We start from the raw sequence: 14,169 nt of genomic DNA on the forward strand, positions 1-14,169 counted from the left end.
AGCTTTTTGCATATCACTTCGCCAGCAGTCGGCCGAGAGCCTTGCCGACGGGATCATCCATATCCGAGCGGTTAATCATGTTCGGGAGGACCACTTTGCCACTGTCGACCGCCTGCTCCCACGTTCGTGCGTCACCCCACTCCTGAATGTTTGGTTGCGCCGTAATTTTTGCGAGGTCCGAAACCGGAAGATCTGCGAGATCGCCATCCAGATAGGCCAGAGGGTGTGTCCTGAACGCGAAGGCCTTGAACATATCGTCGTCGAGTTCAAGTTCGTATTGCGGAACCATCATCTTGAAGCTGCCATTCCCAGGCTTCTGGCTGCTCATCCGAATCAAATCTCCCATCATGTTCTTGTTGAGTCCATCTTCCATATTTTTCTGAAGATGCCACCGCGCTTTTTGTAGCCACGCCTGCCCTTCCGGACTCAACTTCGGATAAAGCTTGGCTCCATAAGTAGAGCAATAGTAGTACCCATAGCTCACGTAATACGAGGGCGGTTTATGCTCGCAACCGACATGTCGCATCATGAAATTGCCATGACGAGACCAATCGGAATCGGTGCTCTCAGGCGCTATCAACTGCTCGCGACGACGCAGCAAACGACGCGCGACCTCCTTGTCTTTCCATGGATCCCACGAGGTGGCAAAAGCCTTGACCGTTTCCCAGGCACTTGAGACGCTAACCTTTTCTACCGTTTCAAGATACTCACCGTGTAATGGCTGATAGTAGTACGGACATTTCCCGATTATCGAAGCCGCTGCGGGCGGCACGATCCTGTTGCAACTGCTTAGCGCGACTTTCGGGCGAACCTGGTAGCCGCTGGGCGTCAGCATTGCCGTGCCCGTTCCAAGGACTGTGCCCTGCTTGTCACCCATCAATGGTTCTCCAGAAATTTAATGACCACGTCTTTGGGCACGTGACTCTGCGTCAGCCCTGTTTCACCGAGATCGTTCGTGACACCCTGCGAAATGAGCGTGCCGTCAGAGAACATCTGGAACCTCGTATTGGCCGCGGGGATATCCGTGCCTGCCCAATGCGCGATAAATGCCTGATCGTAGTTACCTTCCGAACCGGGCATGGTGGGAATGGCAGCGGACATTTGGGTTGGCCCTGCGAACGAATGCTGGCCGCCCTTGACATCGATCTTGCCAGGCGCATGAATCTCGATGTTGCCGTCCCTAACTCGGATATACGCACCGCCCGATGTAAGCAGGATTTCCTGCTTCGCTGCCGCCTCGACCTTTTCCGTTGCCGACAACAGCTTCAACGTCTTTTGTGCGGTCAGTTCGATGTTGTCCGCGTGCGCCTGAACTTCCACCTTGCCTTTGCCCGCAAACAGTTTCATCCCGGCGCTCTGCACGAACAGACTGATTTTCTCTGAGACGCTCGCGATCAGTGATCTACCGGCCGCGATATGCATGTTCTGTCCGCCGACGAGGTTCAGATGCTGGTCAGCGGACAAATGTGCGGACTTCTGCGTGGACATGGCGATGCCCGACGGACTGCCAAACAGCATGACCGGCTGCTTGAATGCGTTCGCACTCCCCGTTTCGCCGCCCGCGGTGTTTCCACCTGATGATGAGCCCGACACGCTGTTCTGTGTCGCGTCACTGAATGACTTCAGCGAGTCGTACCCATCCTTGAGGCTTTCCGCCTGATGCGTGGTACTGGAATTCGACATCGCTTCCAGCACGCTTTCCGAATTGACCAGTTGGGCGGACGTTTCCCGCGCGTCCAGCGGTTGGCTGGCCGCCGGATAGGTGGTGACGTACAGACCTTGACCCGCGCGCACTGCACCGTAGGCATCGGACTTCAGATCGAAGCCGCTGCCGAGGTAACGTCCTCTCCTATTACCGGACTGATCGATCAGGTACCCCAAATGCAATTGGGCATTGGAGTTCGTGGAATATAGATGAACGCGATTCTGGCCGGTAGAGTCATCCATTAACATCTGGCTGTAGCCGCTGCCCTGATATTCCCTGGATTGGTAGCCGGACAGCAACCCGTTGGAATGCCAGTGAGGTTTTGTTGCGCCGTTGTAGACGCGGCCCGTGACTAGCGGCCTGTCACAGTCGCCGTCCAACCAACTGATCAGAACCTCTTCACCGACCCGTGGCACATGTACGCCACCATATCCACCACCCGTATCGGACATGGCAACGCGCACCCAGCATGACGAGTTTTCATCGCCGTTATTGAGCCGATCCCAATGGAAGCGCACCTTGATGCGGTTCAGCGAGTCCGTGTAGACCTCTTCATTGGCAGGGCCGGCGACAATCGCTGACTGCAAATGCATGTCAGGTTTGTGATGCTCGATATGGAGCGGCCTTGCGTTGTGCCTCAATTTCGACAACGAAGAAGCCTTCACTACCATCAGCGTGCCGAACTTTCAGTCCGTCTTCAGCGGCATAGTTTGTTCTGATGGCCGCGAGGTCGCCCTTCAGGCCATCAGGGAAATCCGCAGCGTGGCCGGGCGCGGGCAGGTTGTTCTCAACGAACCAGGTGGCCTCGATAATTGCGAACCGCCGGTTCTGGGCGCTATCTGCGGCGTGCGCGGGGTGATTGTCGAGTTCGAACCAGCGGCCGGCATCCGCGCCTCGCACACCGCCCGCACCGAAGAACCGCTTGGCTCGTGATTCCCACTCTTCCACGCGAACTTTGGACAGGCTATCGCCCCGGTCCTGTTTGCCGTAGCTATAAGCCCCGGTATATTCATACACTTCCGCTTGCTGGGGCAGGCTTCCTTGAGTAGGAAGCGTCGGGATGTTAGTCCCCTTCGGATTGCCCGGCGAAGCGGGCGCCCTGTAATCGAAGGTGCGAGTCGTGAGCGTCACGCTTTGCAGCATTCGCGTGCCCGACCAGAGAACAAACGCATCGGTCTCGCTGTTCGTGCCGGCGCGATAGAACTGAACCGTCTGCGGTGAAAGTGAGGGGAGCGAGTCCAAGCTGTCCGTGACGATGAACGTATGCGACTTGCCGTCGCCCGCCTGCTCGAAATAGCCGAACAGTCCCTCACTTTCCATGAGCCGGTGAACGAAATTCCAGTCGCTCTCGTATTGCACGCAGAACGAACGCGAGGGCAAGGGCTTGCTTAGGGCGAAGCGGAATGCACCTTGGGCCTGCGGGTGCATGTTGAATACATCGGTCAGGATTTCGTCGGCCGGCTTGTCTTGCCAGATACGCGCATCTTTACGGAAGCGCAGAAAGTGCATCCACGATGCAAACGCGATCTGGTAGCTCGTGAGCCCGCTCTCCGATCCGAGGCGACGTGCGGTATGCACATATCCGTGATGAGGCAGATAGGACTTGTCTGTCTGCTGGATCCACAACGTCGCCGGCTGGGCGATCAGGGTCTTGAGCTCAACCGCGCCCGATGTGGAAACGACATCGGCAGTGAACTCGTAGTCACGACCGATTCGTGAGCGACCGACGACCCGCTGGGGCACCAGGACATCAGTTCCCAGTGAGGTATCCAGCTTCAACATGCGGTCACTCTGGACAAGCCCGCCGGTTATCGCCCCGATTATGTCCTGCGCACTCATACCGCCTCTTCTTGTTAGCCGACTGCGCGACCGCGCTCTGCGCGATTCTACAAAACATCCGAAGAATCGGCGAGCCATTAACGGTCAGCAAGCGTGAAGCGACATTAATCTTTGGATTTTAAATATGCGTCGGGCATACGGGGAAATGCTTCGGCATGAGAGGCGTTGGATGGGTAAACACGTCATACAGCGGCCACGGCCATACGGGTCTGCGCTTTGGCTGACCTTTGACTTAGCAGTGTGTCGTTCTTTTATCGGCAATGAACTGACCGACCGGTACAGCGGAGCCCTCAGAAAAAATGCAGGCCTTATGAATTCGCTTTAGAAGTCAAAATGATTCGGATTTTCTGATTCTTCTATTGCAGGATGATTTTCCCACCGTTTTTTCACATGGCGAATGGCTCGTCAATAACCCAAGCCCGCGCGACCCCGCTCCTCACCCCACCCTCGCGTAATAAAGATTCTGCGGATGCTTCGCCTCTGCAAAGAAAAACCAGCGCTCCGCCACCAGCCCCGCGTACTGCACGAGACACGCCGCAGCCAGCAGACCGAGCGAAACGCCGATCGAATGCAAGCTCGCCCCTAACGCCATCAACAACACCGGCGCGACGAACGCCGTCGCGAGAAAGCCCCATTTGACACCGCGCAGCGTCCCCGCCGATTTGCCATGAAAGAACTCGCGCAGATTGAACGCCCCGGCGGTGAAGCCGCGCGACACCTGCACCAGCTTCGGATTGTGAATGCCGGTGGCGCTCTGTACCGTCGACTTCGGCCGCAACCGCGCATTGCGCATGAGCGACGCCGAGCGGCTCGCGAGACCCGCGAGCGTCAGCACGCATGCGCAGACAGCGAGCCCAGCAGTCCACTCAGGCGCAAACCACGCGGTCAAAGCCGTCGCCAGCGTGAAGCCTGACGCGCAGCCGAGCAGCGCGAAGTTGACCAGTGTGAGCGGCGTAGCCCACTCCTGCAGAAAGCGCAGACACGCGTAGATCATCGCCGTGCAGACGAACAGCACGGCGCTCGCCAGCACGCCGAGCCAGCCGATCGCGAGCGACCACGGCGAGCCGAACCAATGCGCGACACCGTAGAAAAACGCACAGGCGAGAAACGCCGGCAGGCACAGACATTCGCGCGACAACCACGAGGTCCGCCACATCGCGATCGCACGCCATGCGCGTTCGGGATGGCCGAGATGGAAGAACGATGCGATCAGTCCGAGCCCGCCCAACACCACCGACACGCCCGCGCCAGCGACATAGAACGCCTCGACAGGCGACGCGAGCAGGCCAAGATGCGCGGCAGTTTCCACGCCGACGAGCGCGATCAGCAGCCCCTGCGCCGCGCCGCTCAAAGTGGTCAGAAAAACCACGGAGAATGCGGGATTCATCGTGAGGTCCTATCGGTTCATTAGATGCGCGTCGCCATCGACGCGAGATGCAACTCGCCGCGCTCGAATTGCGCATCGAGCGATTCCGGCGACACGCCCGGCTCCTGCAGCGAGCCGGACGATTTGCATGAACAGGAACCGCTGCCGCAACCCGCGGCCTCGGTCGGCACACGCGGCAAATAGTGATTCGCCGGCCGCGTATTCCACTCGGGCATCAACTGGTAGCCACCGCGCTCCTCGATCGCCTTCGACACCACCGATTCCGGATCATGAATATCGCCGAACAGCCGCGCCGAAGTCGGGCAAGCGAGCACGCAGGCCGGCTGACGGTCGCGCTCCGACAGATTTTCATCGTGGATCCGATCGACGCACAGCGTGCACTTGGTCATCTCCTTGCGCCCTTCGTCGAGCTCGCGCGCGCCGTACGGACACGCCCACGCGCAATACTTGCAGCCGATACAGCGGTCGAAGTCCACCAGCACGAGCCCGTCTTCCTTGCGCTTATAGCTCGCACCGGTCGGACAGACCGGCACGCACGGCGGGTCCTCGCAGTGCAGACACGACTTCGGAAAATGGATCGTCTCGGCGTTGGGAAAACTACCGGCTTCAAAGCTCTGCACCCGGTTGAAGAAGGTGCCGGACGGATCCGCGTCGTACGGATTCAGATCGGCGAGACTGCCCGATTCGCCCGACGTGTTCCACTCCTTGCAACTCGTCACGCACGCATGGCACCCCACGCACACGTTCAGATCGATCACCAATGCCATCTGTGTCATCAAAGGCTCCTTGCGGCTGTCTCGATGCTATTTGCGCCCCGTCGCGCCGCGCAGCCGCGCCGCGAACTCCCCTCGTCCCGCGAAGTAGGTCTGCACGATCCGCGAGATCACGCCGTTCTCACCCGGCACCGCGGCCATCGCCGCGAATTGCGGCAGCGTGTGCCGCGCGTCGGCTTCCGCTGGATAGATGCGCACGCGCACGTCGTACCACGCGGCCTGGCCCGTCACCGGATCGGAATTCGACATGCGCCGCGCCACGTCGTCGTCGCGGCCGGGCAGCTCGTCGGTGATGAGGTGATTGAGCAGGAAACCGCGTTGCGATTCATTCGCGCCCGGGCCGAGGTTCCATGCACCCGACGCCTTGCCGATCGCGTTCCATGTCCATACCGTGCCCGGCTCGACGGTCTCGCTGAAGCGCGCCATGCAACGTACCCGGCCCCACTGCGATTCGGCGTAGATCCAGGCGCCGTCGGCGATACCGTTCTCGGCGGCCATCAACGGATTCATGTAGAGATAGTTCTCGCCGTGAATCTGCCGCAGCCACGCGTTCTGCGAGTCCCACGAGTGGTACATCGCCATCGGCCGCTGGGTCACCGCGGCGAGCGGAAACTGGTCGAGGTCGGTGGCCGCGCTTTCCAGCGGCGCATACCAGAACGGCAGCGGATCGAAGTACTTTTCGACGCGCGCGCGCAAGTGATCCGGCGGCTGCCTGCCGCTCGTACGGCCTTGCGCGGCGAGCCTGAACTTCTGCATCACATCGGAATACAACTGGATCAGAATCGGCTCACCGAACTTGCGAAAACCGTGCTTGACCGCCCACTCGAGATACGGCCCGTTGCAGTTGCGCATGTACTGCAGCGTCTCGGGCAGCCGGTAATGGAACACGCAATTGTTCTTCGCGTACTGCTCCCACTGATTCGGATTCGGTTCACCCACCAGCGCCTTGTCGCCATCCTTGCCACGCCAGCCGATCAGAAAACCGACGCCGGAATCCGGCGAAGTCGTGAAATTGACCACGAAGTCGGGATAGTCGCGAAAACGCCTTGCGCCCTCGGCGGTCGTGAACGCCGGGAATTTCAGACGCGACGCAAGCTCGATCAACACTTCCTGGAACGGCTTGCATTCGCCGGTAGGCGGCACGACCGGCACGCGCACCGAATCCACCGGGCCGTCGAATTCGGAGATCGGCCGGTCGAGCATGGACATCGCGTCGTGCCGTTCCAGATACGTCGTGTCGGGCAGGATCAGATCGGCGAACGCCGTCATCTCCGACTGGAACGCGTCGCACACCACCAGAAACGGAATCTTGTACTCGCCGCTGGCGTGCTTGTCGACCAGCATCTCGCGCACTTTCATCGTGTTCATCGACGAATTCCACGCCATGTTGGCCATGAAAATCATCAACGTGTCGATCGGATACGGATCGCCGCGCCACGCGTTGGTAATCACGCTGTGCATCAGGCCATGCACGGCGAGCGGATATTCCCACGAGAAGGCCTTGTCGATGCGCACCGGCCCACCCTTATCGTCGATGAACAGGTCCTCGGGCGCAGCGGGCCAGCCGAGCGGACCGGTGGCGAGCGGCGTGTTCGGCTTGACGGCGTCGGGGCTGTTCGGCGGTTTCGCCGACGGCGGCACGGCGCGCGGAAACGGCGACTTGTGACGAAAGCCGCCGGGCGTGTCGATCGTGCCGAGCAGCGACATCAGCACGGCCAGCGCGCGGATCGACTGGAAGCCGTTGGAGTGCGCCGCGAGGCCGCGCATCGCGTGAAAGGCAACCGGGTTGCCGGTGACCGTTTCGTGCGTCTCGCCCCATGCGTCGGTCCAGCGGATCGGCAAGGTGATGCGGTGATCGCGGCTCGTCTGGATCATTTCACCCGCGAGGCGGCGAATCGTGTCCGCCGAAATGCCGGTGATGCCTGCCGCCCACTCGGGCGTGCAATCGGCCACGCGTTCGCGCAGCAAGGCGAACGAGGGCGTAACCGGCGTGCCGTCGTCGAGCGTATAGCGGCCGTCGAGCGCGGGTTCGACGCCGGGCGTGTGATGCGGCACGGCGCGCGCCGCTTGAGCGTCCCACCAGAGATGATTCTGCGGAAACAGCGGGTTGCCGACCGGCCGCTCGGGATCACGCACGAACAGGCCGAAGTTTTCGCTGGCTTCGTCGAGATCGACGAGTTCCGCCGCGTTGGTGTAGCGGCGCACGAATTCGTGATCCCACGCGTCGGCGGCAATCAGTTCGTGCAGAAATGCCATGAACAGCGCGCCATCGGTGCCGGGCTTGATCGGCACCCATTCGTCGGCGATTGCCGCGTAGCCGGTGCGGATCGGATTGATCGCAATGAAGCGGCCGCCCGCGCGCTTGAACTTCGAAATGGCGATCTTGAGCGGATTCGAGTGATGGTCCTCCGCCGTGCCGATCATGAAGAAGAGCTTGGCGCTGTCGAGATCCGGCCCGCCGAATTCCCAGAACGAGCCGCCGATCGTATAGATCATGCCCGCCGCCATGTTGGCCGAGCAGAAGCCGCCGTGCGCCGCGTAATTAGGCGTACCGAACTGTTTGGCGAAGAGGCCGGTTAGCGCCTGCATCTGGTCACGCCCGGTGAAAAGCGCGAATTTTTTCGGGTCGGTGGCGCGAATTTCGCCGAGGCGCTTTTCCAGCACGTCGAACGCATGCTCCCACGACACCGGCTCGAACTGCGCGCTGCCGCGCTCCGCGCCTGGCTTGCGCATCAGCGGTTGAGTGAGGCGCGCGGGCGAGTACTGCTTCATGATGCCCGAGGCGCCCTTCGCGCAAATCACGCCCTGGTTCAGCGGATGCTCCGGATTGCCGTCGATGTAGCGCACCTCGCCTTCACGCAGATGCACACGAATGCCGCAGCGGCAGGCGCACATGTAGCAGGTGGTCGTCTTGATGTCGAGCCGTTCATCCTGCGTGCGGGCGTGGTGTTCCATGCGGGATCTCCGTCGCTGCTCCGGTGGGGCCGAAGCGGTGGTGATGCGATACCGCTCATCCTATGCGCCGTGGCCTCACAAGGGAAATCGCCATTTTCGAGAGAAACTATCCGCCACGCCGATAGTTTCCGTTTGCCTTTCAATGGCGCGCCGGCTGTGGCGCTTCCTCGACGCCGGCTAACTGCTACCTTCGAGTTGTGCGATCAGCGCGTCCGGAATCTCCACGCCGTCTTTCTGCGCCGTGTCCGCGAGACGCTCTCTTCGATCACCGGGCAAGCGCACGTCGTCGTCCGCGAGCATCATGTCGATCAGCGCTTCCACGCGCGACAAATAGGTTTCGTCGCCGGCGAGCGCGCCAGGATCGATCGCCCAGAACAGATGGCCGATGCGCGAGCGCTCTCCCTCTTCAGTCAGAAACGAGCCGGCTTCGTAGCCGAAGTTCGCGCCCGTCAGCGCCGCCGCCAGCAGTTCGACGACCAGAGCCAGCATCGCGCCTTTGGCGCCGCCGAACGGCAGCATCATGCCGTCGAGGGCCGCGCGGGCGTCGGTGGTCGGCTGGCCGTCGCGGGTGGTCGCCCAGCCTTCGGGAATCGGCTTGCCGTCGCGCGCGGCCAGCGCGATCTTGCCGCGCGCGATCTGCGACAGCGCGAGGTCGATCACGAGTGGCTCGCCATGGCGACGCGGGAACACGGCGGCGATCGGGTTGGTCCCGAACAGCGCACGGCGGCCGCGCCACGCGGGCATCGCCGCCGGCGAATTGCTGAACGCAAGAGCAACCATGCCAGCGGCGCCGAGCGCGGCCAGATGGGCCGCGCCCACGCCGAAATGGTGGCTGCGCTTCACGCCCGCGACCGCGCTGCCGTACTGCTTCGTGCGCTCGGCAAGCGTCGAGACCGCCAGGTCGCACGCGGGATAGGCCAACCCGTCCGCGCCGTCGATCAGCACCGCCGCGCCGCGATCCGCCACGATCGTCGCTTGCGCGGCGGGATCGACGCGGCCGTTGCGCAACTGCGCGCAATACATCGGCAAACGCGATACACCGTGCGACGACAAACCGCGCAGGTCCGCATAGACCAGCGCGCGAGCCGTGGACTCGGCGGTGGCCGGCAACGCGCCCGCGCGGCGCAGCGAGTCGACGGCAAGCATGGTGAGCGCGTCGGGAGACAATCGGGCCATCGGGTCATTCCTCAAGTTGTTGTGTTGTTGGTATTGGTCGGGCGCCGCGGCGAACCGTTCAACCGGAAACCCAGCCACGCACTGCGCCGAGCATGCGATCGAAGCGCACACGAAGCAATGCCGCAATGCATCGATTGCGGCATTGCCCATGACGATCCTCATTCGGATCGCTGTCGTGATTGTCCTACTTAGCCGCCCTTTTCCAGCAGCGTCGTGCCGGCGGCCGGGCGTCTCTCCTCGAGGCCGGGTTGAGTCGACGGCCCCTGAGCCTGCGGTTTCGACTGCGACTGCGGCTGCACCTGATCCCGGACTTCGCGCGGAGCCGCGAGGAATTCCCGCGCCGCGCGCGCATCGAAAGCCCCTTCCCAGCGCGCAACCACCAGCGTCGCCACCACGTTGCCGATCATATTAGTGAGCGCGCGGATTTCGTTGAGCACGCGATCGACGCCGAGAATCAGCGTGATGCCCGCCACGGGAATGATGTTGTGCGTCGACAGCGTCGCCGTCAATGCGACCAGCGGCGCGCCCGCCACGCCCGCGCCGCCCTTCGACGTCAGCATCAGAATCGCCAGCAAGCCCAGTTGCTGCATCAGCGACAGATGCGTGTTGGTGGCCTGCGCGATGAACAGCGAGGTCATGGTCAGATAGATCGCGGCGCCGTCGAGGTTGAACGAATAGCCCGTGGGCAGCACGAGGCCGACGATCGCCCGCGGGCAGCCCATGCGTTCGAGCTTCTCCATCAGGCGCGGCAGCACGGATTCCGTGGTGGACGTGCCCAGCACGATCAGCAGTTCCTCGCGGAAGTAGCGCAACAGCGGCCAGAGTCCGACGCCTGCCCAGCGCGCCGCCGCACCGAGCACGACGACGATGAACAGGATGCTGGTGATGTAGAAGCAGAGAATCAGCAGACCGAGTTGCTGCAAGGTGCCGATGCCGTATTTGCCGACCGTGAAGGCAATCGCGCCGAATGCGCCAAGCGGCGCGAGCCGCATGATCATCTCGACAATGCGCATGAGCGTATCGCCGAACTGTTCGATGCCACGCATGAGCAACCGGCTGCGCTGCGACATGATCGACAGCGCGATGCCGAACAGCACCGAGAACAGCAGCACCTGCAGCAGATCGCCACGCGCGAACGCGCCGACCACCGAATTCGGCACGATCATATCGAAGAAGCTCGAGGACGCCGAATGCGCGTCCGCCACGTAGTGCGTCACGGCGTGCGCGTCGAGCGTGGCGGGATCGATGTTCAGCCCCGCGCCGGGATGCAGCACGTTTGCCACGACCAGCCCGATCACGAGCGCGATGGTGGTCACCACCTCGAAGTAGAGCAATGTTTTGAATCCGACGCGGCCGACCTGCTTGAGGCTTTCCATCCGCGCAATGCCGACTGACACGGTGCAGAAGATCACCAGCGTGATCAGCATCTTGATGAGGCGGATGAAGGTATCGCCGAGCGGCTTCATTTCGACGCCGAACGCGGGCGCGAAGTAACCGACGAGAATTCCGGCCGCAAGTCCGATCAGGACCTGCACGTAGAGATGTTTGAGCACGCGCAAGATGGTGTCTCCTCCACTCGCTGCCGCCAGGTGTCGAACCGGCGCCGTAGCGGCATGGCTTGCCGGCAACGGGCGGCGTCGTGGCCGTTCTCCGTGCCGGCGCGCGCCGGGAATTGGGGGTCCACTGCGATACTACCAGGCAAGCGCGAGGCAACCGCGCTTGCCCGGCCGCCAGACTCAGGCGCTTTCGAACAGCCGGGTCAGCACGAACTCGCGATGACCGAGCGCTTCCGCGGCGGTAAAGCGGCCGTTGATCGTGGCCATCATGCATTCGAGCAGTTTGTCGCCGCTCTGATCGAGGTTCTGTTCGCGCTGCAGGATGCCGGTCACATCGACGTCGATATGCTCGCCCATGGTGCGCACCGTACGCGGGTTCGCGCAGATCTTGATGACCGGCACGATCGGGTTGCCGATCACGTTGCCCTGCCCCGTCGGGAAGAAATGCACCGCGAAGCCGGACGCCGCGCACAAGGTCACCATCTCCGCCGCCGCCGACGACGAATCCATGAACCATAGACCGGAGTGCGTCGGTTCCTCGGCTTTGTCGAGCACGCCGTCCACCATGCACTTCTTGCCGATCTTCTGGATATTGCCGAGCGCCTTTTCCTCGATGGTCGTGAGGCCGCCCGCGATATTACCCTTGGTGGGTTGCGACTCGGAAAGATCGTCCGTCTTCCAGCGGTTGATCATGTCCTGATAGCGGTCGAACATGAACTGGAAGCGCTCGCGCACGCCGTCGTTGGCGCAGCGCGCTGCGACGATCTGCTCGCCGCCGGTCAACTCCGAGGTCTCGCCGAACACGAGCGTGGTGCCGAGTCCGTACAGCTTGTCGAAAGCATTGCCGACAGTCGGATTGGCGCCGCAGCCCGAGGTCGTATCCGACTCGCCGCATTTGGTGGAGACCCACAGCTCCGAGATCGGGCATTCCTCGCGATCGAGCGACGTGGCGTACTGCACCATTTCCTTGGCCGCCTTCGAAGCGCGCATGATCGTGTCGTGGTCGCCGTGCAGTTCGATGCCGAAGCCCATCACCGGCTTGCCGGTTTTCGCAATGCCGTCCACCACACGTTTGGTCCAGCCTTCCTCGATGCCGATCACGACCACCGCCGCGACATTCGGATTGCTGCCCGCGCCGATCAGCGTACGAAAGTGCAGGTCGAGGTCGGCGCCGAACTGCAGTCGCCCGTACGGATGCGGCAGCGCCATGGTGCCCTTGATGTTGTTCTCGACGGCTTGCGCCGCGGCGTTCGATAGATCGTCGACCGGCAGGATGATCACGTGGTTGCGTACGCCAACGCGGCCATTGTCGCGACGATAGCCGCGGAAAGTCGTATCCAGGTCAATCACGCTCATGGTGTATCTCTCGTTCAGGTGTGGGGGCGATTCAATTGCGGCAGTCTGTCCGGCGCGACTTACCAGCGCTTCGTCTTGATGTTGTGCACGTGGGCGTGTTCGCCGGCGCTGATCGGCGCGACCACCTTGCCGATATCGACGCCGTACTTGAACACCGTGTCGCCCACCGCCATGTCCTTGAGCGCCACCTTGTGACCGATGGGAATGTCCTGCTTGGCCGGGAAAGTCACGATCTCGTCGTCGTCCATGATCCACGCGTTGAGTTGCGTGCCCGCCTTGATGCCCTCGACGACCGCCACACCGACTGTGTCCTTCGCCTCGTGCAACACGATGTGAATCGTCTTGCGTTCGGGCGATGCGCCCGCTGCCGCGGTGCCCTTGATGTCTGCCGTGGGATTGCTCATTAGCGTCTCCGTTCGTGTATTGAATGCGGTGTCGTGCCGCCGGGGAAAGCGCAGCCAGATGCGCTGCTGTGAATCGATAGTAGGCGCCGCATCGATGGATGTCAACTAGGTCATCTATATGTGTTAGATGTGTGTTTTCCAGTAGTGTCGAGATAATCCATCTCATCTAGATGGACTAGATGAGTTTGTCGTTTAAAATCCGGGCAGGTTTAACCTTCGCGAGCGGCGTCGCGCGACTCGCGTATTTCAGAGGTTGTCATGAGCACGCTCGCCATCAATCCGCCCGCGCTGGGCGGCACGCGCTACAAAGAGGTCAAGAGCGCGATTCTCGCCGCGCTCTCGGCAGGCGAATGGAAAGGCGGCGAATGCATTCCTTCGGAGAAGCGGCTCGCCGAGCGCTTCGGCGTGTCCATCGGCACGCTGCGCAAAGCGATCGACGAACTCTGTGCCGAGAACATCCTGATCCGTCACCAGGGCCTGGGCACGTTCGTGTCCATGCATCAGCGCGACCGGCATTTTTTCCGTTTCTTCAGGATCGTGCGGCGCGACGGCGACAAGGCCTATCCCGTCGTCACGCTGGTCGATTTCAAAAAGGCCCGCGCCTCGCGCGACGTGGCGGCCGCGCTCGGCGTGGAAACCGGCGCGCGCGTGTTCCAGTTCGTCAACGGCCTGGCGCTGCATGGCAAAACGGTGCTGATCGAACATATCACCGTGCCGGAGGCCCATTTTCCAGGCCTCACCGAAACGAAACTGCGCAACCGGCCGAACACGCTGTACAACTTCTATCAGGACGGCTTCGGCATCAACGTGGTCGAAACCGATGAACGCGTGAGCGTGGGTCTCGCGAGCGAACTGGAGAGCGCGCAACTCGGCGTCGAGGTCGGTGCGCCGTTGCTGGAGATCCGGCGTATCGCCTACTCGTATCACCGCAGCGTGGTCGAGCTGCGTGTTTCACGGGTCAATACCGAAGAGTACGAGTACATCGGCAACCGGCCGGGCGGCAACGAAGAGAAGTAAC

At 61.9% G+C, this 14,169-nt stretch carries 9 protein-coding genes and 1 pseudogene; 1 reads left to right on the forward strand and 9 read right to left on the reverse strand.

Going from position 1 to position 14,169, the window contains the following annotated elements:
- Positions 1-13 precede the first annotated feature (13 nt).
- The 9 genes and pseudogenes from P0D80_RS18850 to P0D80_RS18890 form a co-directional block, all read right to left on the reverse strand.
- On the reverse strand, positions 14-877 hold the full coding sequence (locus tag P0D80_RS18850; protein WP_408285969.1) for a hypothetical protein: 864 nt from the start codon (positions 875-877) through the stop codon (positions 14-16).
- Positions 877-3,544 (reverse strand): annotated as a pseudogene (locus tag P0D80_RS18855) (type VI secretion system Vgr family protein). The gene P0D80_RS18850 and the pseudogene P0D80_RS18855 overlap by 1 nt, the downstream one beginning before the upstream one ends.
- Before the next feature lie 436 nt (positions 3,545-3,980).
- Positions 3,981-4,931 (reverse strand): dimethyl sulfoxide reductase anchor subunit family protein, encoded by a 951-nt coding sequence (locus tag P0D80_RS18860; RefSeq protein ID WP_408285971.1) that lies wholly within the window; start codon positions 4,929-4,931, stop codon positions 3,981-3,983.
- Positions 4,932-4,951: 20 nt separating this feature from the next.
- A complete protein-coding gene (locus P0D80_RS18865) occupies positions 4,952-5,707 on the reverse strand; it encodes a 4Fe-4S dicluster domain-containing protein (protein ID WP_408252199.1) in 756 nt (251 codons plus the stop codon).
- Positions 5,708-5,734: 27 nt separating this feature from the next.
- Positions 5,735-8,659 carry a molybdopterin-dependent oxidoreductase gene (locus P0D80_RS18870; RefSeq protein ID WP_408285973.1) on the reverse strand — a complete coding sequence of 975 codons (2,925 nt, stop codon included), beginning with the start codon at positions 8,657-8,659 and terminating at the stop codon, positions 5,735-5,737.
- Between the two features lie 177 nt (positions 8,660-8,836).
- Positions 8,837-9,835: an Ldh family oxidoreductase gene (locus tag P0D80_RS18875; RefSeq protein ID WP_408285975.1), complete on the reverse strand. Its 999-nt coding sequence runs from the start codon at positions 9,833-9,835 to the stop codon at positions 8,837-8,839.
- Between the two features lie 188 nt (positions 9,836-10,023).
- Complete coding sequence (gene dctA, locus P0D80_RS18880; protein WP_408285976.1) at positions 10,024-11,394, reverse strand: C4-dicarboxylate transporter DctA; 1,371 nt, start codon at positions 11,392-11,394, stop codon at positions 10,024-10,026.
- Positions 11,395-11,571: 177 nt separating this feature from the next.
- Positions 11,572-12,747, reverse strand: a complete 1,176-nt coding sequence (locus P0D80_RS18885; RefSeq protein ID WP_132382976.1) for a UxaA family hydrolase — start codon at positions 12,745-12,747, stop codon at positions 11,572-11,574.
- Between the two features lie 59 nt (positions 12,748-12,806).
- Positions 12,807-13,151, reverse strand: a complete 345-nt coding sequence (locus P0D80_RS18890; protein WP_240975458.1) for a UxaA family hydrolase — start codon at positions 13,149-13,151, stop codon at positions 12,807-12,809.
- Between the two features lie 258 nt (positions 13,152-13,409).
- Here P0D80_RS18890 and P0D80_RS18895 point away from each other — a divergent pair, with 258 nt between their 5' ends.
- Positions 13,410-14,168 carry a GntR family transcriptional regulator gene (locus P0D80_RS18895; protein WP_132382974.1) on the forward strand — a complete coding sequence of 253 codons (759 nt, stop codon included), beginning with the start codon at positions 13,410-13,412 and terminating at the stop codon, positions 14,166-14,168.
- Position 14,169 lies beyond the last annotated feature (1 nt).

Origin of the sequence: Paraburkholderia sp. RL17-373-BIF-A, assembly GCF_046030175.1 — a bacterium.
In the GTDB taxonomy this organism is placed as follows: Bacteria; Pseudomonadota; Gammaproteobacteria; order Burkholderiales; family Burkholderiaceae; genus Paraburkholderia.

What these genes read in the sequence shown, in the direction of transcription:
- P0D80_RS18885 (WP_132382976.1), bottom strand. Translation starts at nt 12,747, where the DNA reads ATGAGCGTGATTGACCTGGATACGACTTTCCGCGGCTATCGTCGCGAC.
- P0D80_RS18875 (WP_408285975.1), bottom strand. Translation starts at nt 9,835, where the DNA reads ATGGCCCGATTGTCTCCCGACGCGCTCACCATGCTTGCCGTCGACTCG.
- P0D80_RS18890 (WP_240975458.1), bottom strand. Translation starts at nt 13,151, where the DNA reads ATGAGCAATCCCACGGCAGACATCAAGGGCACCGCGGCAGCGGGCGCA.
- P0D80_RS18870 (WP_408285973.1), bottom strand. Translation starts at nt 8,659, where the DNA reads ATGGAACACCACGCCCGCACGCAGGATGAACGGCTCGACATCAAGACG.
- P0D80_RS18895 (WP_132382974.1), top strand. Translation starts at nt 13,410, where the DNA reads ATGAGCACGCTCGCCATCAATCCGCCCGCGCTGGGCGGCACGCGCTAC.
- P0D80_RS18865 (WP_408252199.1), bottom strand. Translation starts at nt 5,707, where the DNA reads ATGACACAGATGGCATTGGTGATCGATCTGAACGTGTGCGTGGGGTGC.
- P0D80_RS18860 (WP_408285971.1), bottom strand. Translation starts at nt 4,931, where the DNA reads ATGAATCCCGCATTCTCCGTGGTTTTTCTGACCACTTTGAGCGGCGCG.
- P0D80_RS18850 (WP_408285969.1), bottom strand. Translation starts at nt 877, where the DNA reads ATGGGTGACAAGCAGGGCACAGTCCTTGGAACGGGCACGGCAATGCTG.